Source organism: Mycobacterium persicum, from assembly GCF_002086675.1.
In the GTDB taxonomy this organism is placed as follows: Bacteria; Actinomycetota; Actinomycetes; order Mycobacteriales; family Mycobacteriaceae; genus Mycobacterium; species Mycobacterium persicum.
Genome location: NZ_MVIF01000076.1, coordinates 1 through 23,731 on the forward strand (window position 1 = coordinate 1; position 23,731 = coordinate 23,731).

Genomic DNA, 23,731 nt, shown 5'->3' on the forward strand with positions numbered 1-23,731 from the left:
CGCCGCTGTTCCGGTGCCGGCCGCTGTTCCGGTGCCCGCGGCTGTTCCGGTGCCCGCCGCCGCCCCGGTGCCCGCCGCTGTTCCGGTGCCCGCCGCTGTTCCGGTGCCCGCCGCTGTTCCGGTGCCCGCCGCTGTTCCGGTGCCCGCCGCTGTTCCGGTGCCCGCCGGCGCCCCCGTCGTTGCGCCGATGCCAGCTGGTGTTCCGTTGATCGCACTCGGGCCGGTCGCGGCTGGTGCTCCGCTGGATGCGCCGGCGCTGGCTGGGGCTCCGATCATCGACATGTCTGGGACCGGCAAGGGTGCGCCGACTGGTCCCGCACCCGCGGGTGGGCCCGTACCCGGTCAGCCCGTTGCGCCGGGTCCTTCCGGTGCGGGCGCGGGCTGAGATTCGGCTCTTTCGGTCAGCTCTTCGGGTTTGTGCTGACCCACTTGGTACCAGCAGCGAATGCGGTAGCTGCCGCTGCTGGCCGGTATCTCGTCGGCGGTCTTGACCTGGGCCCGACGCGGTGCAGGTAAGTGCGCCGTCAAGGATGGAAGTTCAAGCGCCCCTGAGCAATTCGATTAGACCCAGCGCCCTCTGGCCACGTCGAGCCGACTCGGCGGCGTGATTGCCCGCCATCCGGCCAACCCCGTTGTAACCCGGCATCACCGCAGAATCTCCGGCAACCAGGAAATTGCGGTTCATAGTTTGCGTTAATGAACCGAACATGAAAATGAATTGCCGAGATGTTGTCGGCATAGCGCCGCATTGGTTTTAATGGAATCTCGTTTCAATCGAAGCACGCAACGCGCAAAGGCAGCGAGGCGCGGCGGTGTAAACCGAAGGATTAGCGTTGACGCAACGAATGTTTCCTGCGGGGCTGATGACCCATGGCACGGCCGCGCACACGTTCACTCTTGGCCGGAGTATCACACATGTCGCCGCGACACCAAGGAATATCACGGCGACGTCCGCAACAGGCGAACAATTATTGCCGGTTGCCTCGGTGAGATTCACCGGTTGCCGCGATATACCAAATGCGCGCGCAGGTAGCTCACAATGACGGCGCCGATATGGATGGCAGCGCCACCGGAGGCGCATTCGGCGCTACTCAACGCGGGGCCAGGACCGGACTCGTTGCTGGCCGGGGCGCAGGCCTGGACATCACTGAGCTCCGAGTACGCGTCGGTGGCCGAGGAACTGACCGCCATACTTGCCGGGGTCCAAGCCGGCACCTGGGACGGTCCCAGCGCAGAGCTCTGCGTGGCAGCCTACGTCCCCTATCTGGCGTGGTTGGCAGGCGCCAGTGCCGTCAGCGCGGAAACCGCTGCAGCCCACCAGAATTTGGCAACGGCCTATGTCGGTGCGGTAGCGGCGATGCCGACGTTGGGCGAGTTGGCGGTTAACCATGCCACCCACGCGGTGCTGGTGGCCACGAACTTCTTCGGTATCAACACCATCCCCATCGCACTCACCGAAGCCGACTACGCACGGATGTGGATCCAAGCCGCGACCACCATGAGTGTGTACGACGCGGTTGCTACTACCACGCTGGCCGCCACCCCACACACCGTCCCGGCGCCGTTCATCATCAAACCCGGCGCCAACATCGTGGCCGGCATCGCCCAGGCCGTCACCGAGACGCCGATCGAACAATTATTGATTGAGTTACTTACCCTCGTTTTAGCCGAGTATCTCAATGTGCTGGAAATAGTTATCGGCATCCTCATCTTGCCTACACTGGGACTGAGGATCCCGTTATTGGCCCTTTTGGACTTCTTGACCCTGCACTTTGCCGCCGGCTTTTTCATGCTGTGGTATTACGGCTTTCTCTGGTATCACTTCGTCGTCGCGCCGGCGTTCTGGTTCGTGGCCGATCCGTTGTTGGTCGTCGGTGCGGTGATCGAATGGATTCTTGGGGGTGGTGCGGGTCTTGGCGCTGTCGGGGCTATGGCGACTCCGTTGACTGACGCGGTGGCGTTGGCGGCCACCGGTGCGGCGGCTGCTTCCGCCGGCGCGAACCTGGGCGCTATGAGTGCCATGCCCGTCGCCGATGTCGCCGTTGGCGCGTTAGGGCCGTTGGCTGGCGCATCTGCGGTTCAGCCACTAGCACAATTCACGGCGGCGGCGGCGCCGGCGGTACCGGCGTCGGTGATAGCTGCTGATCACGGCGCCGGGGTGCTGGGGTTTGCCGGGACCACGCCCGGTGCGACGGCCATGCCGGCCGCAGGATTGACGACGCTCGGCGGCGGCGAGCTTGGTGACGGGGCACGGGTACCGATGCTGCCGGCCAATTGGGAGCCCACCTTGGTCGGCGGCCCAGTCGAGAACCCGTGATAGTTGGGGTGATCCAGCTGGCAAGCTCGAAAGGTGACCGCGAGATGCGGTTTGTCGCTGCGCGAATCGACCCGCGGCCAGTGGGTAACCGTCGGCTCGAATTGCACAGCTGCGTGGGCCTTGTCAGGTCGAGCGCACGTGACGGTGATCGCGCCGGGTGCCGTCAGCGTCGCCTACGCAGCCACCGCAACGCTGATTCTGCGGCGTAGTACCCACACAGTCCATGGATGCCAGCACCCGGCGGGGCGGATTGCGAGCAGAGGTAGACACCAGGCACCCCGATCACATAGGGATCGACGGCGACCCGTGGCCGGAAGATGACCTGGAGCCGGTCATTGGCACCGCCGATGATGTCACCACCGATGAAGTTTCGGTTGTAGGCCTGCAATTCGGCGGCGGATTTGCTGACGCTGGTGATGACGCGGTCGCGGAAACCGGGGGCGAACCGTTCGATCTGGTCGACGACGGCCGCGGTGGCGTCACCGGTATAGCCGAACGGCACGTGGGCGTAGGCCCAGACCGGATTGACGTCACCCGCTGAGCGGCACCGGTCGGCCAGGTACTGCTGCCCCACCAGAACAAACGGCCGTTGCACCATCTTGCCTTGTGCGCGTTGCCGTTCCGTGTCCGCAATCTCGGCGAAGGTGCCGCCCAGATGGACGGTCCCGGCGCGCCCACAGTCTGGATTTGTCCACGGAATGTCGCCCTCGATGGCGAAGTCGACCTTGAACGCCGACGATCCGGCGCGGTAACGCCGATAGGACGACTTGATCCGGCCCGGCATCACATCGCCGTAGAGTTCCAGGACGCCCGCCGGGCTGAGATTGAGCATGACGATGTCTGCGTCCGGGATGTCGCGGCGGCTGGTGACGGTCACGCCGGTGGTGATGTTGCCGCCGTGCGCCCGCAGCGCCGCATCCAGTGCCTGCGTGATCGACCCCGATCCGCCCTGGGCTACGGGCCAGCCGTACCGGTGGCCACTGGCCAGGATCATCAGACCGAGCGACGCGGTCAGCGGCCGGTCCAGACGCGTATAGACGTGTGCGGCGGCCCCGCCGAACAGCGCGCGTGCCTGCTCGGTACGAAACCAGCGCGCCATCACGGTGGCCGGCAGCGCCGCACGCGGACCAAAGGCCGCAAGACGAAGCGGGTGCCGCGGCACATTGATCACCGGCCGGAGCAAATCGCTTGCCAGGTCATCGAATCCGACCGCCAGATCCCCTACCGCGCGTCGCCAGCGGCCGCCGTCCGGTCCCATCCGCGCGGCGGTCGTCTCGATCGACTGGAACAGCACGGCGGCGCTACCGTCGTCGAGCGGATGCGCGCAGTCGATCTCCGGCCACTTCCAGGTGAGTCCATAACGCTGCAGGTCGATCTCCTGCCAGAACGGCGAACCGACGCCCAGCGGGTGAAACGCCGAGCAGTGGTCGTGGATGAGCCCGGGAACGGTCAGCTCGCCCGAACGCGCTCCGCCGCCGATGGTGTCGCCGGCCTCGAGCACCTGCACGTCGATACCGTGGCGGGCGAGTTGGATCGCTGCGGCCAGGCCATTGGGTCCGGAACCGACGACGATCGCGTTGGTCATCGCATCGGGCGTTGAGTCGTCACCTGGACGAGCTTAAAGGTCGGCCAAGACCGGGCCCGCAACGCCAGCTATCGGCGGCCCTCTGTCGATGCCGACTTCTTCACCGGCTTCTTCACCGGCTTCTGGGTCGGTCCGCGACGCGGCGAGGGCGGCTGCGGCGGCTGAGCCCACTGCGCGCCGGTGGCCTCGAACAGCCGGGTGATCTCGGCCACGTGCATGTCGGCCAGGTCCCAGACGTCGGGAACGAGCTCGCGGTCGACGATGAAGCCGAAGTCGAGCCGGTCCAGATAACTCACCACGGTGATGTTCAGCCCCTGCCCATCAGTGACGATCGAGACGGGGAACTGGTGACACAGCTTCGCGCCAGCGAAATACAACGGCTGGCGGGGCCCGGGCACGTTGGAGATCACCACGTTGAACGGCTGGGAGACCCGGTCGGCCAGCCGCAGCCGCGACGCCAGCCGCACCGCCGCCGTGGAGAGCACCGGCGGCGAGTAGCGGCTGAGGTCGACCAGTTCGTCCGCCGGCACCAGCTGGTGGGTGCGCTTGGCGTCCTGCATGGCCTTGCGGCAGCGCGCGACCCGTTCCACCGGATCAGCGCAGTCGGTGGGCAATTCGGCGACGATCGCCGACACCCGGTTGGTCCACGGGTCCGCCTCGTCTCCGGTCCGGATCGACACCGGCACCATTGCGCGCAGCGGGCGGTCCGGCAGCGCGTCATGGGCCAACAGATACTCCCGCAGCCCGCCGGCGCAGATCGCCATGACGATGTCGTTGACAGTGCTGCCGGTGGCGTCTTTGAGCCGCTTGACGTTGTCCAGCGAGGTGGTGCGCATGGCGAAGCGGCGGTGGCTGGTGATCGTCTTGTTCCACGGCGTCGGAGGTGCCGTGACGGCGGGCAACGAGAGGTTCGGCCGGCTGCCTCTATTTCTGAGGCCCAGTTGGGCGACCCATTTGACCGCGTCGCCGGCCCGGCCCGCAGCACTGCTCACGCCATGGATTCCGGCGGCGTCGGCGAGCCGACCGACAATGCGGGCCTGCACCCGCAGCGCCCGGAACGGGTTGCGGGCCAGGTGGCCCGCCGTTCGGCGCAGTACCTCGGCGGTGGACGGCAATGCCTCGGGTTCCCACGACGGGCCCTCTCCCGGCGGCGGCGCGTCGGGCTGCGTGTCGGTGACGATCTGCAGCATCAGCTGCCCGGAAGCCCCGTCGATGGTGGCGTGGTGATATTTGGTGAGCAGCGCCCAACGACCGTCGGCCAGGCCGTCGATGACGTACACCTCCCACAGCGGCCGGGTGTGATCCATCGGCCGCGCGATGATCCGGCACACCTGCTCGGCCAGTTGATCGACGAGACCTGGTCGGGCCAAATGCAATTCGCGGATATGGTAGTCGAGGTCGAAGTTCGGGTCGAACACCCAGTACGGATGGTCGAGCCCGAACGGCACTTCGACCAGGCGCCGCCGCAACGGTTCGAGCTCGCCCACCAGCGAGGCGAACTTGGCGTACACCGCCGCATACGGGTCGTAGTCAGGATTGGGACGTTCGAAGATCATCAGGCCGGTGACGTGGCCGAAGGTCGTCGGCGTCTCCAGGTAGAGGAACGCGGCGTCCAGGCCGGAGAGCTGCTTCATGGATGGTTCCTTGGTGACTCGGGCGCCGGTACTGAAAACTGTTCGCGCAGAACGCGTTTAAGTGCCTTGCCAGTGGGGGTGCGCGGGATGGCATCGACAAAGACCGCCCGCTTGGGCAGTTTGTAGCGCGCTAGTTTGCCCTCGCAGTGCGCCAGCACCGCCGCCTCGTCGAGTTCCGGGTTAGCGCGCACCACCACCGCCAGCGGCGACTCGCCCCATTTGGCCGACGGGATGCCGACCACGGCGACGTCGGCGATGCCGGGATGGGATAGCAGCGCGTCTTCGACCTCGGCCGGGTAGACGTTCTCGCCGCCGGAGATGATCATGTCCTTGATCCGGTCCTGGATGTAGACGAAGCCGTCGGCGTCGCGGACCGCGATGTCGCCGGTGTGCAGCCAACCGTCGATGATCGTCTCGGCGGTTGCGTCGGGACGGTTCCAGTAGCCGGCCATGATGTGGCGACCGCGTATCAAAATCTCGCCCGGCACCCCGGCTCCCACCTCGGCGCCCTGCTCGTCGATGATGCGAATGTCGGTGTGGAAGAACGCCTTGCCGGTCGACCCGATGTGCGACATCGCGTCGTCGGGGCCGATCACACAGCCCGGACCGCACGATTCGGTGAGCCCGTAAACCTGATGCACCTCGAAGCCGAGGTCGGCGTAGGACTTGATCAGCGACGGCGGCACCGGTGACGCCCCGCTCATGATCCAGCGCAGCGCCAGCGACTCCCGCAGCTCGGGCTGATATGTCGGCAGCATGAAGTTCAGCATTGCCGGTACGGCCAGGGTAGTGGTGATCTGTTCGTCGCGGAACACCTCCCAGATGCGCTTGGGGTCGAACTGGCGCAACATGACGATGGTCGCACCGCGGTAGACACAACCGACCAGCGGGGCAAGTGCGGCCACGTGGAACAGCGGCAGCGAGATCAGGTAGCGGTCCCGGAACCGCATGTCGACGCTGGCCAGCATCGTCAGCAGGCACCACTGCACGCTGTCGTGGGTGTGCACCGCCCCCTTCGGCAGCCCGGTGGTGCCCGAGGTGTACATGATGAACAGCGGGTCGTCGTCGTCGCCGACGACCGAAACCGGTTGCGGCGCAGCCTGATCCACCAGCGCGTCGAAGTCGGTCGCCCAGGCCGGGCCGTCGGCGCCGACGCGCAGCCAGTGGGCCACCGGTGTGCGGTCGTTTCCGTCACGCTCATGCAGCTCGGCGACGACGGCGTCGTATTCGGCGTCGAACACCAACACCGTCGCGCCCGAGTCGCGCAGCATGAACGCCAGCTCGTTGGCGACCAGCCGCCAGTTCAACGGCACGACCACCAGCCCGGCTCGCGCCGCCCCGTAGAACACCTCGACGAACTGGTGGGCGGTGGGCAACAGCACGGCGACCCGGTCGCCCCTGCCCAGCCCCAGCCCGGTGAGCACCCGGGCGGCCCGGTTGGCGCGTTCGTCGAGTTCGGCAAAGGTGAACCGCCGTCCGGCGGTCTCATCGACGAGTGCCTCCAGGGCGGGATTCAACTCGGCCCGTTTGCGCAGATGCGATCCGACGTTCACGACTGCCTTTCTCAGAGTCGGTGCGGTCAGGAGGTGAGCAGGCCGCCCTCGACGGGCAGCGTGATACCGGTGACGTAGCTGGCGGCGTCGCTGGCCAGGAAAACCATTGCGGCGGCCAGTTCTTCGGCCAGTCCGACACGGCCCATCAGGGTGCGCGGGATGACCGTGGTCTCGACGTAACCGGCGGGAAATTGGTCGGTCATCTCGGATTCGAAGAAACCGGGCGCCAACGCGTTGACCCGGATGCCCTTTCGCCCGGTCCACTGCTGGGCCAGATCGCGGGTCAGACCGATCAGCCCGGCCTTCGACGATGCGTAGGCGGCCTGCGGCAAACCGGCGGTTGTCAGGCCGAGCACGCTGCTGATGTTGACGATCGAGCTGCCGGGCCGCATGACCTGCGCGCAGGCCTGCGCCATCCAGTAGCAACCGTTGAGGTTGAGCTCGACCACGGAACGGAACTGATCGGGAGTCTCGCGGGTGGCGGGCACCGCGGTCCCGACGCCGGCGTTGTTGACCAGGATGTCGACCCGACCGAACGTGTCGACCGCGGCGTTCACCAGTGCCCGGCACTGCTCGGGATCGGTGACGTCGGTGCGCACCGCGACAGCGCTGCGCCCCGCCGCCTCGACGAGCGCACGGGTGCCGGACAGCCGGTCTTCGCGCCGTGCGCCCAACACCACGTCGGCACCGGCCTCGGCCAGTGCCCGGGCGAACGTGACGCCGAGGCCGCTGGATGCGCCGGTAACGATCGCCACCCGGTCGTCGAGTCGGAAGCGGTCGAGGATGCGCATCACGGGGCTCCGCCAAGCGAGGGGAACATCATGGCTGCACCATATCTAGATATGTTGCATGCTTGCAACCAAACGCGACGTATCTCACTGAATTTCTGTCTACGTAGGCATTATATGCTGTTGAGCAGGATCTAATAGCTTCCCGACGAATAGAACCGATGCAACACATGCTAATCTGTCGCAGAAGCGAGACGTTAGGTGATTGACGGTTATTCTCACCGGCCAGGAGGTGCGACATCGGCGAGACACAGCTGGCTCGGCTGCTGGCGGCGACGGACCGCCGCCCCGATGCCCTGACGGCATTCCGCATCGCCCGCCGGTGGTTTATGGCCGGTCGGCGGATCGAGATGCAGGAGCTGGCCGCCGAGCTCGGCGTGAACCGCGCCACCTTGTTTCGCTGGGTCGGCAGCCGCGAGGAACTGCTGGCCGAGATTCTCTGGTCACTGGCCGAACGCACGCTGGAACTGGCCGTCAAGGACGCGCCCGGGTCCGGCGGCGAGCGCATCTCGGCCATCATCGGCAGCTTCGTGGCGTTGCTGGACGACGCGGCGTACTTCCGCGAGTTTCTGCGCCGAGAACCGGAACGGGCGCTGCGCATCCTGACCACACAGGCCGGTACGGTCCAGGCGCGGCTGGTCGCGGCCGTCGAAACCCTGCTCCGCGAGGAGATTACGCGCGCCCGGCTGCACCCGCCGTTGCCGCCACACGACCTGGCGTACCTCATCGTGCGGATCGTCGAGTCCTTCCTCTACTCCGACATCATCACCGGCGAACAACACGACGCCGCCAAGGCGGCGCTGGCGGTGACCGCACTCCTCGGAAGCGATGCGCCGCCGGCGAGTGCCCCCGCCTAACCGCTATGGCACGGCGCGCTGAGTCGTGACGTGGACCGGGAATTCGTCGCCGGGTTCCGGCCACGGCTGACGCGACAGCATGTCCTCGACCTCGACATAACCGGCCTCGAGCACCCCGGCTTTGGCGTCGACGATGCGGTACCACTGCTTTTGGACGTGGATCGGTTGCCCTTCCAGGATGACGACGCGGATGTCACCCTCCTCGAGATGGCACCGCCGCTGCACCGCGGCCAGCAGTTGCTCGTTGTGCAGATGGCCCTCGCCGAAATTCCAGCCGACCAGCGGCCCGGCAATCAGTTCGCCCTCACGCACGCTGTAGTCGGTTTCGTCGACGTCGCCCCCCACGGCGCGGGAAACCAAGCCGTTGAGCGCTCTGCCGTGGGTATGCATCGCCCGGAACGCGGCCGTCTTGTCCATCATGATTTCCGCGTTGTCGGCGCCGTAGAGCCTGGTCAGCTGATTGACCACCAGCGCTGAGCTTTTGACGACATTGGCCTCGAGCTTGTCCTCGACCCCGGGACGGAAGCACCACACGCTGGTGGCCCAGTTGCCGGCGTAGTAACGCATCCCCGGCAGGAACGAAATCATTTCGGGGAAAAGGTTTCCCGCAACGGCCACGGCCACCGCGGCGAGCACTATCGCCAGCAGCAGCGGTGACTGCAGGTCGGTTGCCTGGATCGCGCCGTAGTGGCCGAACAGATAGAACAGCGAAAAGATGAAGAACACGTTCCACTCCAACGGCACCCCCATCGGAAGGTTGGACAGGATGTTGAGGTGGAAGATCACCATGAACCCGATGAGGAACCATCGCCAGGGATGACCGTCGGCGACGAACACCAGCACCCCGGGGACCAGGAATTCCGCGGTGGTCCCCCCGACATGGGCCATCAGCTTGGGCAGCCAGGACGGGCGCAGGTCATTAACCGGATCGAGGTAGAGCAGGTGCTTGAGCCAGTTGAACAACCTGCTGCGCAGGAGCGCGTTGTTGCTCGTCATCACCGAGACCACGTACGGGAAGTGGTGGTTGAGCTTGGACGTCGCCGCGCCCCACCACAGCGCGAGCATGATGAGCTTGAACGCCGCGATCTGATCGGTGAACGGGAAGAAGAACACGAACAGCTTCAGCCAATAGTGTTCACCGCGGGCCGCAAGGAAGATCGTCTTGTCGCGCAGACCCAGCAGCGCCAGGGCCACGATCGTCGGGATGACCAGCACCGGGTCGATCAAGCCGACGTCGCCGGCCCCGGCGACCGGTCCGCCGTGTCCCGGGGACAACAATGCCCACACCCCACCTGCCAGCACGACGGCATAGAGGATGACGTCGCCGACGGTACGGCTATCGCCACGGGTGAACGGGACTTTGTCCGGCCACGCTGGCAGTCGAATGGTCTTGGGCCGCAACCAATATAGGAATCCGCCGACCGGCGGCAGGAAGCGGCCGGTCAGCGGACCGGACCCGCAGCCGAAGCCCATCACCTCGAACAGCAGCGTAAAGATGATCACCTTCTGGTACACGATCGGTTGGGTCCACCAGTCGGCGATGTGGCCAAGTCCGCCCAGCCCGGGCGTGAGCGAGATGATCGCCGCGGGCGCGGCGATGTAAACGCCGATCTTGAACAGATACAGCAGATACGCGGCGTACGGGGTTCCGAAGCCGTGCTCGACCCAATGCCGGGTGACGATTTGCAGCCTCGTTGCCCGGGGCAGGGTCTGCCAGGTGGCGGGGTCGACGTCCGGAAGCTCCGGTGACATGAAACCCATGACGGCCTTCCTGATTGGTCCGGTGTGAAATCAACTGACGGGCAAGGTGAATCGGCGTCGATCAACTCGGTGGTCGGTCCTGCGCATCGTTGGCCCCCTCGGTGCCTCTGATATAGATGTTCGCACCACCGCCGGGCTTCTGGCGAGACCGTCGTGCCGGCCTCTGCGTGATCGTCGCCTTCACACCCCGATATTCGGAGTCGTCGGCGTCGCGGATCAGGTCGGAAGCGGCTGGCCGCTCAAGATCGCCGCACCGATACGGGCCACATCCGAGGCCGCCGACGCGATCATGTCCGGCTCGGCCACCACAAACGACCTTCCCGCCACTACCACCCTCCGGTGCCGGTCTGGTCGGCGTCGGTGCCGCCCGCGGTGGCTGGATGGTAGCCAACGAGTCGCGCGACTGGGCTCGAAACCGGCCCAACCCGGCGTGCGCCCGCCGGGTCCGCCCCCCTCTGGCGGACCCGGCCCCGTACCTTCGGGCTACCGCTCGGCCGGGCGGCGCTGCCTCGGCCGGCTCGGGCTCAGCCATGCGCGACCCCTCAACACGCACGGACGGTTACCCGCTGCCGCCTCGGACAACTCATCGCAGACCCCTTGCAAGACTGGTCGTGCGAATTGATGTGCGCATACGTTAAAGACCCCAGGCGGATGGACACCATATGCGCCCGCACTGAAGCTCAAGATCACTTTGGTGCGCGCAGCATGAAAGGCTGCCAGTTGTGGCCACCCCCGGCCGGGCCCATTACCCGGCCGGGTCACGTCGTTCTACCTCAAACATGCTGCGGCATACGCTGTTTCGCACGTGTTGCCTATGTGTCAACGAGCGCGCCGGGAAACCCCCGCGCGGGGGTCGGGGCCTGGGCCGATCGGGGATCAGCTGTCCTGCCCCACGCTTTGGCCCGGCCACGCTGGCCGCGGGACCGAACTGAATCCTCGGACCAGCGGATTCAAATTGCCCGGGTGGGGTACTGCCAGAGGATGCCCGCCCACACACTCCCCCGACCGTTGGTCGATGCGTTTGAACGAGCCCGGGTACTGGACACCCCCGCGCAGGCAATTGCCAAGAGAGTCCGCCAGCTACTGGCCCAGCCGACATTGAAACAAGCCATCAGCGGAACGTGGCTCGGTCATCCGGTCCATCCGCCGTTGACCGACGTGGTCATCGGCTCGTTCCTGTCGGCCTCGCTGCTGGATGTGATCGCGCCCCGCTCCGGCGGGACAGCGGCACGGCGGCTGATCAGCGTGGGCATTGCCGCGACCTTACCCACCGCGCTCACCGGCATCAGCGACTGGGCCGACACCGAACTTTCCGACGAACGGGTACGCCGCGTCGGTTTGGTCCATGCCGAACTGAACAGCGTCGCACTGCTGCTCTACACCGCCTCATTGAGAGCCCGTCGGCACGATCGGAGGCTATCCGGCATGCTGCTCGCGCTCGCCGGGGCCACCGCGCTGGGGTTCAGCGGATACTTGGGCGGCCACATGTCATATGTGCGCGGGGTCGGCGTCAATCAAACCGCGTTCGACCCTGGTCCGCCGCAGTGGACGGCGGTGCTTGACAGCACCGAGCTTGGTGACGGACAGCTGCACGGCACGGACGCCGAGGGCGCGCCGGTACTGCTGGTGCGCCACGACGGCGGGCTCTATGCCATTGACAACCGCTGTAGCCATCGCGGCTGTCTGCTGAGCGAGGGCAAGCTGGAGGGCGCGGTGATCACCTGCCCATGCCACGGGTCACAGTTCGATGTTCGCGACGGAACACTGGTGCGCGGCCCCGCCACCGCCAGCCAGCCCCTGTTGGACGTGCGGGAAACCAACGGGCGCATCGAGGTTCGCGCGGCCACCCGGGGCTGAGCGTTGCGGCCCGAGCCCGCGACAACGATCCTTGCTTACGGAGCTCCTAGCACCGCCGGGGCCATCCACCGGCAGATCTCCAACGCGACCTGCACCCTGAACGCGGCATCGGGATCGTCGAAGCTGCCTCCGCACAACTCCATCGCCTGAGCCACCCGGTACTGAATGGTGTTGCGGTGCAACAGCATCGCTTCGGCTGTCGCGACGTAACTGCGATTGCGCACCAAGAACTCGCGCAGTGTCTCGCGTAGCCACTCATTGCGCTCTTCGTCGACGCTGAGCTCACCCAGCACCTCTGCGACGTAGCGTCGCAGCGCATCCACGTCGCCGGCGATCAACGCTATCGGCGCCACGTCGTCGTAGCAGACAACACGGGCGCCGCGACGGGCTCCACCGGCATGCACCACCGCTTTCACCAACTCGGCCTGTTTCAACGATGCGCGGAAACCACGCAGCCCGTCTGCCGTCTGACCGCAGGCCAGCCGCGCCCGGATGCCCGCCGACTCGAACGCGGCGCGCAGCCGCGACGGATCACCGGCGCGGTCCTCCCAGACCGAAAACCACAGCCGCGCCTCCCGTTCGTCGGTCGGCACCAGCAACGAGCCACCCACCAAACCCAGCTCGGTGATACTGGCCTCCCACATGTCCAGCATCCGGCTGTCGTAGTCGAGCCCCTGGATTTCGTTTTTCATGGTGTCGAACACCTCCGCGATGAACTGGTCGCGAATCATGTCCATCTGCCGGGCTATCACCGCAATAGAGCTGCCCCCGACCTCACCACCGACCTGGACCACCTGTGCGTCCCTCCTGGGCTGTGCTCTCATCAGCACCGTTGATCAGTTGCCCGGCCGGAAGCGGGCATCAATGACCACTGTGCCCGCCGACAGGCCACAACGGAGCGGTTTCGCCGCCCATGCCGGCGCGTCGGTCCGACATCGGTCGCTACCATCGAGGGACTCGACGGCAACGCAGCCCAGAGACAGCCTCCAGGGAGGAACGTGAGCACCGACAGCCCCGACATCGGAGGTCCCGAGATCGACAAGTGGGATCCCGGCCTGACCAAGCGGTTGATGAGTGTCATGCGCCCGATCTTGAAGACGTACTTCCGGTGCGAAGTGCATGGACTGGATTCATTTCCGCCCGGCGGAGCGCTGGTGGTCGGCAACCACTCGGGCGGAATGTTCCCGATGGACGTTCCCATCTTCAGCATCGATTTCTACGACAAGTTCGGCTACGACCGGCCCGTCTACACGTTGAGCCACGACATTCTGTTCATGGGGCTGACCGGGTCGCTGTTCCGGCGCACCGGCTACATCCGGGCCAGCCGGGACAACGCAGCCAAGGCGCTGCGCTCCGGCGGCGTGGTGATCGTGTTTCCGGGCGGTGACTACGACGCCTACCGGCCCACGTTCGCCGAGAACGTCATCGACTTCAACGGCCGCAAGGGATATGTCAGCACCGCGATCGAAGCCGGCGTGCCCATCGTGCCCGCCGTGTCCATCGGTGGTCAGGAGACGCAGCTCTACCTGTCGCGAGGCACCTGGCTGGCCGAGCACCTCGGACTAAAGCGGCTGCTGCGCAGCGACATCCTGCCGCTCTCGTTCGGTTTTCCGTTCGGGTTCAGCGCCGCGATTCCGCCTAACCTGCCGCTGCCGACCAAAATCGTCACCGAGGTGCTGGATCCGATCGACATCACCGCACGCTTCGGCGAAAACCCCGACATCGACGAGGTCGACGCGCATGTGCGGGCGGTGATGCAGGAAGCCCTCAACAACCTCGCGGCCACGCGTCGCTTCCCGATTCTGGGCTGAGCCATGGCATCTCGCGTCAACGAGGCTTTCGGACTGATCGCGACGATGCGGCGCGCCGGGATCATCGCACCGATGCGGCCGGACCGTTACCTGAAGATTGCCGCCGCGATGCGTCGCGAAGGTCTGGGATTCACCGCGGGTTTCGCCGGCGCGGCCCAGCGATGCCCGGACCGGCCGGGGCTGGTCGACGAACTGGGGACGCTGACCTGGCGACAGCTCGATGAGCGCAGCGACGCCTTGGCCGCCGCGCTGCAGGCTTTGCCTGCCGGTCGCCCGAAGGTCGTGGGCATCATGTGCCGCAACCATCGCGGGTTCGTCGAGGCACTCATCGCGGCCAACCGGATCGGCGCCCACATTTTGTTGCTCAACACATCGTTCGCCGCCCCCGCGCTGGCCGACGTGGTGGGCCGGGAGAATGTCGACACTGTCATCTACGACGAAGAATTCACCGCGACGGTGGATCGCGCCTTCGCGGCCAAACCGGAAGCCACTCGCATCCTGGCATGGGCCGACAATCAGCACGAGCTGACCGTCGAAAAGCTGGTCGCCGCGTACTCCGGCAAGCGGCCCCGGCGGCCCGGCGCCAAAGGCAAGCTGATCCTGCTAACGTCTGGCACCACTGGGACACCCAAGGGCGCCAAGCACTCCGGCGGAAGTGGCGGAGTTCGCACGCTGAAAGCTGTCCTGGATCGCACCCCATGGCGCGCCGAGGAGCCCATCGTGATCGTGGCACCGATGTTCCACGCCTGGGGGTTCTCGCAGCTGGTGCTGGCCGCGTCGCTGGCCTGCACGATCATCACCCGACGCAAGTTCGACCCGGAGGCCACGCTGGACCTCATCGACCGCCACCGGGCGACGGGTCTGGCGGTGGTGCCCGTGATGTTCGACCGGATCATGGAGTTGCCCGCCGAGGTGCGTAATCGCCACAGCGGCAGGACGTTACGCTTCGCCGCCGCATCCGGCTCCCGGATGCGACCCGATGTCGTCATCGCCTTCATGAACCAGTTCGGCGACGTGATCTACAACAACTACAACGCCACCGAGGCGGGCATGATCGCCACCGCGACGCCGGCCGACCTACGCGCCGCGCCCGACACCGCGGGCAGGCCGGCGCAGGGCACCGAAATCCGGATCCTGGACCCGGAATTGAACGAGGTACCGGTCGGCGAAGTCGGCAGCATCTATGTCCGCAATGACAGTCAATTCGACGGTTACACCTCCGGGACCACGAAAGACTTCCATGCCGGGTTCATGGCCTCGGGCGACATCGGGTACCTCGACCAGAACGGGCGGCTGTTCGTGGTCGGCCGCGACGACGAGATGATCGTCTCCGGCGGCGAGAACGTCTACCCGATCGAGGTGGAGAAGACGCTGGCCGCACATCCCGACGTGGCCGAAGCCGCGGTGATCGGTGTGGACGACCAGCAGTACGGCCAACGGCTCGCGGCGTTCGTGGTGCTCGAGCCCGGCGCTCATCTCGATAGCGGCGCGGCGCCCGAGGCCCTCAAACAGCACGTGCGCGACAACCTGGCCAACTTCAAGGTGCCCCGCGAAATCACCGTTCTCGACGAGCTGCCGCGCGGCAGCACCGGCAAGATCCTGCGTGCCGATCTGCGGGCGAAGGTCAGCGGCTCATGAGAGGCGAGCGACTGCTGCGGCTGGCGCGCCGTCCCCGGCCGCTGACCCGCGGAGCCGTCGAACTCGTCAACGCCGCCAACGGATTTCATCCGATTACCCGGCACCCCTACGCCTCGGCCCTGGTGTTCTGGTTCGGCTGGCCGGCCTCGGAGGTGCCGGGGCTGTATCTGAGCGCCTCGGTGCTCGACGCGGTGCGGCGCGGCCGCCGCGGCGATTTCGCCGGAATTAAAGGAAAGGCGGCGTTGGCGCTGACCGTTGCGGCCTGGACGATCTTGGGGGTGATCCGCTACCGCGGCATCACCACTCCGGGCCCGGTGCTGGAAACGGGACTGACCGAAGGACTCGGACCCGACTACGCCACCGAGCTGGCCGCGCTGCCGACCGAGCCGACGCGCCGGGGGCGGCGTAACCTGCCGCTGCGTACCACCGTGGCGCGTCGTCGCTATGTCGAGAAGACCAACATCGTAGCGTACGGCCCGCACCGGCGTGCCAACCTTGCCGACATCTGGCGTCGCCGCGACCTGCCCCGCGACGGCAAGGCGCCGGTGCTGGTGCAGGTGCCCGGCGGTGCGTGGGTGCTGGGCTGGCGCCGCCCGCAGGCATATCCCTTGATGAGCCACCTGGTTTCGCGGGGCTGGGTCTGCGTGTCGCTGAACTATCGGGTCTCTCCGCTGCACACCTGGCCCGCGCACATCGTCGACGTGAAACGTGCGCTGGCGTGGGTCAAGGAGAATATCGCAGCCTACGGCGGGGACCCGGACTTCGTTGCGATCAGCGGAGGTTCGGCCGGCGGGCACCTGTCGGCCCTGGCGGCGCTGACGCCCAACGAGCCCAGGTTCCAGCCCGGTTTCGAACGGGCCGACACGTCGGTGGTGGCGGCGGTCCCCTTCTACGGGCGCTACGACTGGTATTCCATCGACGCCGACGGTCGACCCGAATTCATCGGGCTGCTCGAAAGGTTCGTGGTGAAGCGGAAATTCAGTGAGCATCGGCAGATTTTCGTCGATGCGTCACCGATCCATCACGTGCGGGCGGACGCGCCGCCGTTCTTCGTGCTGCACGGCGCCGACGACTCCCTCATCCCGGTCGTCGAAGCCCGGGAATTCGTCGACGAATTGCGCGCGGTGTCGAAGTCCCCGGTCGCCTACGCTGAATTGCCCAATGCCCAACATGCTTTCGACATCTTCGGTTCCCCACGCGCACATCACGCCGCCGAAGCCGTAGCCCGGTTCCTGTCCTGGGTCTATGTGACGAACGGGCCCGGCGCGCGGTAGCTGCGGCGGTCCGACAACGCAACGCGGGCATCGAATTTCGTCGCTGCCAGGGTTCGGGGGCGCCAGGCGTGCGTTCATGGCGTCGAGTGTGCGTTCATGGCGTCGAGTGTGCGTTCATGGCGTCGAGTGTGCCGCCAGGGCGGTCCCAGCGCGAAGTTGCCGCCGCCCTGGCACACTCAAAGCCGCCACCGCACACTCAAATACGACGGCATCACAGTCGCCCGGTAAAGCGCGGCCACGGTCCACTGACCAGACCAGTCGCCCGACAGCTAACGCGGCGACAACCGCGTCAGCGCAGGCCGGCGGCGTGCTCGAGTTCGGTCAGCGCCGGCTCGATGGCGTCGGCCATCTGGTCGATGTCGTTGGCCACTTCCGGGGTCGTCACGAAACCGAAATCTAGGTACTCCATGTACGAGAAGCAGGTGACGTTGAGGGCGACATCCATCACCGGTGGCCCCAACGGCACCAGCGAATCCAGTTTGGCGCCGGCCATGTACAGCGGGAACTGCGGACCGGGCACGTTGGAGACGACCAGGTTGATCGGCGCCAAGTTGTGCGATAGGCCGGTGGCCGTATACGCGCGGGCGGCCAGCTGCAGCAGACCCGGCGGGGTGGTCTCGGTCAGGCCCATGATCTGATGCGCCGAGAGCGCCTTGGCCATTTCCTTGGCGCTCCGGGTGCTGTCGTGGATCGCCTTGAGCCGCTCGGCGGGGTCCTCGATGTGGGTTGCCAGTGAGGCCGTCATCGAGCTGATCTGATTGCCCACATCGGATTTCGTCTCGTCGGTGCGGGTAGAGACGGGAATCTGTGCGATCAGCGGCTTGGTGGGCAGTTCATCGTGCTTTTGCAGGTATTCCCGGGCCGCCCCCGCCACCAGCGCGAGGACGACGTCGTTGAGCTTGACCCCGAAGGTGTCCTTGACGGCTTTGACCCGGGCCAGCTCCACCCGCGCACCGGTAATCCGCCGGTGCGGCGAAACCGACGCGTTGAACCGGGTCTTGGGGGCGTCGAAGTAGCGCGGCGGCTTGGTGCGCACACCCAAAGCAGCGATCTGTTGTCGCACGGTCTGCTCCACCAGCCGCGCGATGCGGAACGGTGTCATGATGCCGACGTTGATGAGTGCGCTGACCGCACGCCGCTCCAAGCCGGGAATCTGAAATCCCACGAACCCCACCGTTTCCTGTTGCGGTGCCCGCGGTTCGGGCGTGACGTCCAACAGGATTTCACCCAAACCGGCACCGGAGACGCCGTCAACGATCGCGTGGTGCATCTTGGTCAACGTGGCGATCCGGCCGCCCTCGACACCCTCGATGACCCATAGCTCCCACAGCGGCCGGGAGCGGTCCAGCTTGTAGGACATCAGCCGGCCGACTAGCTCCTCGAGTTCGCGTCGTCCGCCCGGACCCGGAACGCCGATACGACGGACGTGGAAGTCGATGTCGAGGTCCTCGTCCTCGACGAACCAGGGCCGGTCCAGGCCCAGCGGGGCGCCGGTGACCTTCCACCGCAATTGCGGCAGCTCCGGCAATCGCTCGACGAGCAGTTCGCGGAGCCGCTGAAAGCTGTAGTCGGGCGCGTCAGTGGGATCGCAGATCGCCAGCGCACCCACATGCATATGCCAACCTGCGGTTTCCGCAGACCAAAACGCCGCATCGACACTCGAGAGCCGCTTCATTCCGAGACCATAGCCCGCACCTACCGGCCGGGGCCAGCTATCCCGAGAATCTCACATCGCGCCGACCGGCCGGTTAGGCGTCCTCGAGCAAGTCGGGCGTCACCGCCGACTCGGTATCGGGGATCCCGTCGACCTTAGCCTTGCGGTCGGCCATCGACAGCAATCGCCGGATCCGGCCTGCCACAGCATCTTTGGTCATCGGGGGTTCGGCGAGGCGGCCCAGCTCCTCCAGCGATGCCTGCCGGTGCTCAACCCGCAGTTTGCCGGCCGCGGCCAGATGGTCGGGCACGGTGTCGCCGAGGATCTCCAGCGCACGCTCCACCCGAGCCGCCGCCGCGACCGCCGCCCGGGCCGAACGGCGTAGGTTGGCATCGTCGAAGTTGGCCAGCCGGTTGGCCGTCGCGCGTACTTCGCGACGCAGCCGGCGTTCCTCCCATACCAGCCGGGTGTCCTGCGCTCCCATCCGGGTCAGCAATGCACCGATCGCCTCGCCGTCGCGCACCACCACCCGGTCGGCGCCGCGCACCTCGCGGGCCTTTGCGCTGACCCCGAGCCGACGTGCCGCACCAACCAGCGCGAGCGCAGCCTCCGGGCCGGGACAGCTCACCTCCAGCGCCGACGAACGTCCCGGCTCGGTCAGCGATCCGTGGGCCAAAAAGGCTCCGCGCCAAGCGGCTTCGGCGTCCGCGACACTGCCCCCAACTACCTGCGCCGGCAGGCCGCGCACCGGACGCCCACGCACATCCAGCAACCCGGTCTGGCGAGCGAGCGCCTCACCGTCGTTGGCGACCCGCAGCACGTATCGGGTGTTCTTGCGAATGCCGCTGGCCGACAACACGTGCACCACCGCGTTGTAGCCATACAGCTCGAAGATGTCCTTGCGCAGCCGCCGGGCGATGCTGCCCAAATCCACCTCGGCCTCGACGACCACCCGGCCGCCCACGATGTGCAAGCCGCCGGCGAACCGCAGCAGGGAGGTGACCTCAGCTCGCCGCGCACTGACCGATTTGACCACCAGACGACTCAACTCGTCCTTGACTTCGGTCGTCATCGCCACGCGTCGTCACCCCTCGGTCCGTTGCCGCCCAGCGCCGTGCACGCCGGTCTGTTGACGTCCACCCTCGATCGGTATCTCCTGTGTCGTCACCGGAGTCGCCGCCGGGCCTCTGTCCCGCGCCCGCACCGCGTCGAGGACGGCCGCCAGCTTGCCCGGGTCATGTAAAGGTGTACCAGGTCTGGCGACGTCGGCGAAGTGCACCTCGGCCTGTAGCAGCGTCGCGGTCCGGCGCAGTTGCTCGCGCTCCCGCTCGCTGGGCACTCGTTCGGCGTCGATGATGATGTCGTGCACGGTGAACCCCGGGGCATGCTGGGCCAGCACGTGCAGATGACGCTCAACCGAAAAGCCCGCCGTCTCCCCCGGCTCGGCCACCAGGTTGAGCACCAGCGCCCGCTGGGCGGTGGTGGTCTGCAGCGCCGTGAGCAGTCCGGGCACCAGCACATGCGGGATCACGCTGGTGAACCACGAGCCGGGTCCCAGGACCACCAGGTCGGCAGCCATGATGGCGTCGACCGCCTGGCGGGTCGCCGGCGGGTCCGGGGGCAGCAACCGCACCCGCCGCACCTTTCCCGGTGTGGTGGCGATCGCCACCTGCCCGCGGATCAGCCGGAACATTCGCGGGTCGGACTCCAGGCCGGACACGTCGGCCTCGATCTGCAGCGCGATCGGGCACATCGGCAACACCCTGCCCTTGACGCCCAGGATGCGTCCGAGTTCGTCGAGCGCGGCAACCGGATCGGCAAGGACCTCCGACAGGCCGGCAAGAATCAGATTGCCGATCGGATGTCCGGCCAGGGCGCCATCACCACCGAATCGATGCTGCAGAATGGTCGCCCACAAGCGCCCGTGGGGGCTGTCAGATGCCAAGGCCGCCAACGCCATTCGCAAGTCTCCGGGCGGCACCACGCCGAGTTCGCTGCGCAGCCGGCCCGAGGAACCACCGTCGTCGGCGACGGTCACGATCGCGGTGACGTAGGGAGTCAGCCGGCGCGCCGCCGATAACGTCGCATACAACCCGTGTCCGCCGCCCAGAGCGACGATGTTATGGCTTGACTGCGGGCCGGTTGGCGTGTTCATTCGCGACCCAGATCCCGGTGCAGCACCCGTACCGATAGCCGCGGATCGGAGCCGAGCAGCCGCATCAGCGCTTCGGCGATCGCCACACTGCGATGCTTGCCGCCGGTGCAGCCGACGGCAACCGTCATATAGCGCTTCCCCTCCCTGCGGTAGCCCCCGACGACCAGCGACAGCAGCCGATGGTAAGTCTCGAGGAACTCGGCCGCGCCGGGTTGCTCCAGCACATAATCGCGCACCGCGGGGTGTTGGCCGGTGAGTGGCCGCAGCTCGTCCACCCAGTGTGGGTTGGGCAGAAAACGCACGTCCATCACCATGTCGGCGTCCATCGGCAGCCCGTATTTGAAGCCGAAGGATTCGACGGTGACGCTGGTGGTCGCGCCGCCGTCGCTGCCGAACGCGCGCTCGATGCTTTCCCGCAAGCCTCGTACCGACAGCGTCGAGGTGTCGATGATCAGGTCCGCGTTGGCGCGCACCGGCGCCAGCATTTTGCGTTCGGCGGCGATGCCCTCGGCCAGCGTCTGCTGGCCCTGCAGCGGGTGGCTGCGGCGGTTATTTTCGTAGCGGCGCACCAACATGTCGTCCGAAGCCTCCATGAACACCACCCGGGGGGTGATGTTGCGGGTAGCCAGTTCGTTGCGCACCTCGTCCAGGTCGCCGGTGAATCCGCGGGACCGCACGTCCATCACCACGGCCAGTTGGGTGATCCGCGATCCCGCTGCCAGCCCGAAGTCAACCATGCGGGTGATCAGCTGGGGCGGCAGGTTGTCTGCGACATACCAGCCCAGGTCCTCCAGCACCTTGGCCGCCGTGCCGCGTCCGGCTCCGGACAACCCGGTCACCAGAACCACGTCGATATCGGGCGATGCATGATTTTCCGGGCCCGCTGAGCTGTCCCCGGTCATTCCGAAGCTTCCGATCGGTCAGGGCGCAGCGCCTCGAGGACAGCCGTAGCCGTGGCTACGCCGATACCCGGAACGGCGGTGATCTGGTCTACGGTGGCCTCCTTGAGGCGCGCGATCGACCCGAAATGGGTGACCAGCGCCTTGCGACGGTGTTCTCCCAATCCGGGCACCCCATCGAGCGCCGACGCCGTCATTCGCTTGGATCGTTTGCTCCGATGGTAAGTGATGGCGAATCGGTGCGCCTCGTCGCGCACCCGCTGCAGCAGATACAGACCCTCGCTGTTGCGCGGCATGATGACGGGGTCCGGCTCGGACGGCACCCACACCTCTTCCAGCCGCTTGGCCAGGCCGATCACCGCGACGTCGCCGACACCCAGTTCATCGAGGACGGCTTGGGCGGCATTGACCTGCGGTGCGCCCCCGTCGACGACGTAAAGGTTGGGCGGGTAAGCGAACCGCCGTGACTTCCCTTCCGGGCTAAGCAGATTCGGATCGATTTGATCACTGAGGTGGCGCAGGAAGCGTCGTCGGGTCACTTCCGCGATGGAGGCGACGTCGTCGGAGCGTCCCTGGCCGGCGGCCTCCCGGATCCCGAAGTGGCGGTAATCCGACTTGCGCGGCAAACCGTCCTCGAAGACCACCAGCGAGCCCACCACGTCGGTGCCCTGCACATGGCTGATGTCGACACACTCGATGCGCAGCGGCGCGTCGGCCAACCCGAGAGCTTCCTGAATATTCTGCAGTGCAGCCGATCTGGCGTTGAAGTCACCGGCTCGCTTCAACTTGTGTTGCTGCAACGCCTCTTTCGCATTGCGCTGCACGGTCTCGGCCAACGCCCGCTTGTCGCCGCGGCGCGGCACCCGCAGCGTGACCCGAGAGCCACGCAGACCCGACAGCCAGCTGGACAACTCCTCGGAGTTGGACGGCAGACAGGGCACCAGCACCTCACGCGGAACCGGGTTGACTGATTCGTCTACGGCGCTACCCAACTCGGCCTGCTCGCCATAGAACTGAGTGAGGAACTGTTCGACCAACTGCTCCTCACCGGAATCCCCAGGGTCTCCTGACTTTTCGACGATCCAGCCGCGCTGACCACGGACCCGGCCGCCACGGACGTGGAACACCTGCACCGCGGCTTCGAGGTCGTCGTCGGCGAAGGCCATCACGTCGGCGTCAATGCCGTCGCCGAGCACCACGGCCTGCTTCTCCATGGCCCGCTTGAGCGCCGACAGGTCGTCGCGAAGCCGGGCGGCTCGCTCGAAATCCAGCTGCTCGGCCGCGGCGTTCATCTGACGTTCCAACTCGCGGGCATAGCGATCGGTCTTACCCGACAGGAAGTCGCAGAAGTCCTCCACAATCTGGCGATGCTGCTCAGCGCTGACCCTTCCCACGCACGGAGCCGTACATTTGTCGATGTAGCCGAGCAGGCATGGGCGCTCGATTTGCTTGTGGCGCTTGAACACTCCGGCCGAGCAGGTTCGCGCGGGAAACACCCGGGTGAGCAGATCCAGCGTTTCCCGGATGGCCCACGCGTGCGAGTACGGCCCGAAATAGCGGACACCTTTGCGCCGTGGACCGCGATAGACCATCAACCGCGGAAATTCCTCGTTGAGCGTGACGGCCAGCGTCGGATACGACTTGTCGTCGCGGTAGCGAACGTTGAAGCGGGGGTCAAATTCCTTGATCCAGTTGTACTCCAGCTGCAGCGCCTCGACCTCGGTGTTGACCACCGTCCACTCGACCTTGGCCGCGGTGGTCACCATCTGCCGGGTCCTCGGATGCAGATGCGCGACATCGGCGAAGTATGACGTCAGCCGGCTGCGCAGACTTTTTGCCTTGCCGACGTAGATCACCCGCCCGTGCGGGTCCCGGAACCGGTAGACGCCGGGCTCGACCGGGATGGACCCGGGCGCGGGGCGGTACGTTGCGGGATCTGGCACGTACC

The 23,731-nt window shown here is 66.5% G+C and carries 15 protein-coding genes and 3 pseudogenes; 7 read left to right on the forward strand and 11 right to left on the reverse strand.

From position 1 onward, the window contains the following. A pseudogene (locus tag BST40_RS20105) lies at positions 1 to 385 on the forward strand (beta-xylosidase); the annotation flags it as partial. Positions 386 to 1,039: 654 nt separating this feature from the next. Then, the gene (locus BST40_RS20110; RefSeq protein WP_075546043.1) at positions 1,040 to 2,317 is read left to right on the forward strand and encodes a PPE family protein; all 1,278 of its coding nucleotides are present in this window, start codon (positions 1,040 to 1,042) and stop codon (positions 2,315 to 2,317) included. Between the two features lie 163 nt (positions 2,318 to 2,480). Here BST40_RS20110 and BST40_RS20115 read toward each other — a convergent pair whose 3' ends face one another. From BST40_RS20115 to BST40_RS20130, 4 genes are all read right to left on the reverse strand, one after another. After that, positions 2,481 to 3,902: a phytoene desaturase family protein gene (locus tag BST40_RS20115; protein WP_075546042.1), complete on the reverse strand. Its 1,422-nt coding sequence runs from the start codon at positions 3,900 to 3,902 to the stop codon at positions 2,481 to 2,483. A gap of 68 nt (positions 3,903 to 3,970) precedes the next feature. Beyond that, entirely contained in the window at positions 3,971 to 5,536 is a 1,566-nt protein-coding gene (locus tag BST40_RS20120; RefSeq protein WP_075546041.1) for a WS/DGAT/MGAT family O-acyltransferase, read from the reverse strand. After that, positions 5,533 to 7,089, reverse strand: coding sequence for an acyl-CoA synthetase (locus BST40_RS20125; protein WP_198929512.1), 1,557 nt, complete (start codon positions 7,087 to 7,089; stop codon positions 5,533 to 5,535). Before BST40_RS20125 ends, BST40_RS20120 begins: the two co-directional genes overlap by 4 nt. Positions 7,090 to 7,115: 26 nt before the next feature. Beyond that, positions 7,116 to 7,880 carry an SDR family NAD(P)-dependent oxidoreductase gene (locus BST40_RS20130; protein WP_075546040.1) on the reverse strand — a complete coding sequence of 255 codons (765 nt, stop codon included), beginning with the start codon at positions 7,878 to 7,880 and terminating at the stop codon, positions 7,116 to 7,118. 347 nt (positions 7,881 to 8,227) lie between these two features. Here BST40_RS20130 and BST40_RS20135 point away from each other — a divergent pair, with 347 nt between their 5' ends. Further along, positions 8,228 to 8,734 carry a TetR/AcrR family transcriptional regulator gene (locus BST40_RS20135; RefSeq protein ID WP_240316631.1) on the forward strand — a complete coding sequence of 169 codons (507 nt, stop codon included), beginning with the start codon at positions 8,228 to 8,230 and terminating at the stop codon, positions 8,732 to 8,734. A gap of 3 nt (positions 8,735 to 8,737) precedes the next feature. On the opposite strand, the gene BST40_RS20140 is transcribed toward BST40_RS20135, so the two are convergent. Further along, positions 8,738 to 10,495 (reverse strand): DUF3556 domain-containing protein, encoded by a 1,758-nt coding sequence (locus tag BST40_RS20140; RefSeq protein WP_075546038.1) that lies wholly within the window; start codon positions 10,493 to 10,495, stop codon positions 8,738 to 8,740. Between the two features lie 981 nt (positions 10,496 to 11,476). Here BST40_RS20140 and BST40_RS20145 point away from each other — a divergent pair. Next, positions 11,477 to 12,352 (forward strand): Rieske (2Fe-2S) protein, encoded by an 876-nt coding sequence (locus BST40_RS20145; RefSeq protein WP_075546037.1) that lies wholly within the window; start codon positions 11,477 to 11,479, stop codon positions 12,350 to 12,352. A 35-nt stretch (positions 12,353 to 12,387) separates the two neighbouring features. On the opposite strand, the pseudogene BST40_RS20150 reads toward BST40_RS20145, so the two are convergent. Further along, positions 12,388 to 12,975, reverse strand: a pseudogene (locus BST40_RS20150) (PucR family transcriptional regulator); the annotation flags it as partial. A gap of 447 nt (positions 12,976 to 13,422) precedes the next feature. Between BST40_RS20150 and BST40_RS20155 the strand changes: the two are divergent. The 3 genes from BST40_RS20155 to BST40_RS20165 are packed head-to-tail and all read left to right on the forward strand — an operon-like array spanning position 13,423 to position 17,075. Then, positions 13,423 to 14,163: a lysophospholipid acyltransferase family protein gene (locus BST40_RS20155; protein WP_089025235.1), complete on the forward strand. Its 741-nt coding sequence runs from the start codon at positions 13,423 to 13,425 to the stop codon at positions 14,161 to 14,163. Between the two features lie 3 nt (positions 14,164 to 14,166). Beyond that, positions 14,167 to 15,801: an acyl-CoA ligase FadD12 gene (fadD12, locus tag BST40_RS20160; protein ID WP_075546035.1), complete on the forward strand. Its 1,635-nt coding sequence runs from the start codon at positions 14,167 to 14,169 to the stop codon at positions 15,799 to 15,801. Further along, the gene (locus BST40_RS20165; protein WP_075546034.1) at positions 15,798 to 17,075 is read left to right on the forward strand and encodes an alpha/beta hydrolase; all 1,278 of its coding nucleotides are present in this window, start codon (positions 15,798 to 15,800) and stop codon (positions 17,073 to 17,075) included. Before fadD12 ends, BST40_RS20165 begins: the two co-directional genes overlap by 4 nt. A 289-nt stretch (positions 17,076 to 17,364) precedes the next feature. Here the strand turns inward: BST40_RS20165 and BST40_RS20170 are convergent, their stop codons facing one another. From BST40_RS20170 to uvrC, 5 genes and pseudogenes are all read right to left on the reverse strand, one after another. Further along, entirely contained in the window at positions 17,365 to 18,750 is a 1,386-nt protein-coding gene (locus BST40_RS20170) for a WS/DGAT/MGAT family O-acyltransferase (RefSeq protein WP_075546033.1), read from the reverse strand. Between the two features lie 73 nt (positions 18,751 to 18,823). Then, complete coding sequence (gene whiA, locus BST40_RS20175; RefSeq protein ID WP_089025236.1) at positions 18,824 to 19,801, reverse strand: DNA-binding protein WhiA; 978 nt, start codon at positions 19,799 to 19,801, stop codon at positions 18,824 to 18,826. Beyond that, a pseudogene (locus tag BST40_RS20180) lies at positions 19,798 to 20,884 on the reverse strand (YvcK family protein). The gene whiA and the pseudogene BST40_RS20180 overlap by 4 nt, the downstream one beginning before the upstream one ends. Further along, entirely contained in the window at positions 20,881 to 21,786 is a 906-nt protein-coding gene (rapZ, locus tag BST40_RS20185) for an RNase adapter RapZ (RefSeq protein ID WP_075546030.1), read from the reverse strand. Before rapZ ends, BST40_RS20180 begins: the two are co-directional and overlap by 4 nt. Then, a complete protein-coding gene (uvrC, locus tag BST40_RS20190) occupies positions 21,783 to 23,726 on the reverse strand; it encodes an excinuclease ABC subunit UvrC (protein ID WP_083155270.1) in 1,944 nt (647 codons plus the stop codon). The genes rapZ and uvrC overlap by 4 nt, the downstream gene beginning before the upstream one ends. Between the last annotated feature and the right edge of the window lie 5 nt (positions 23,727 to 23,731).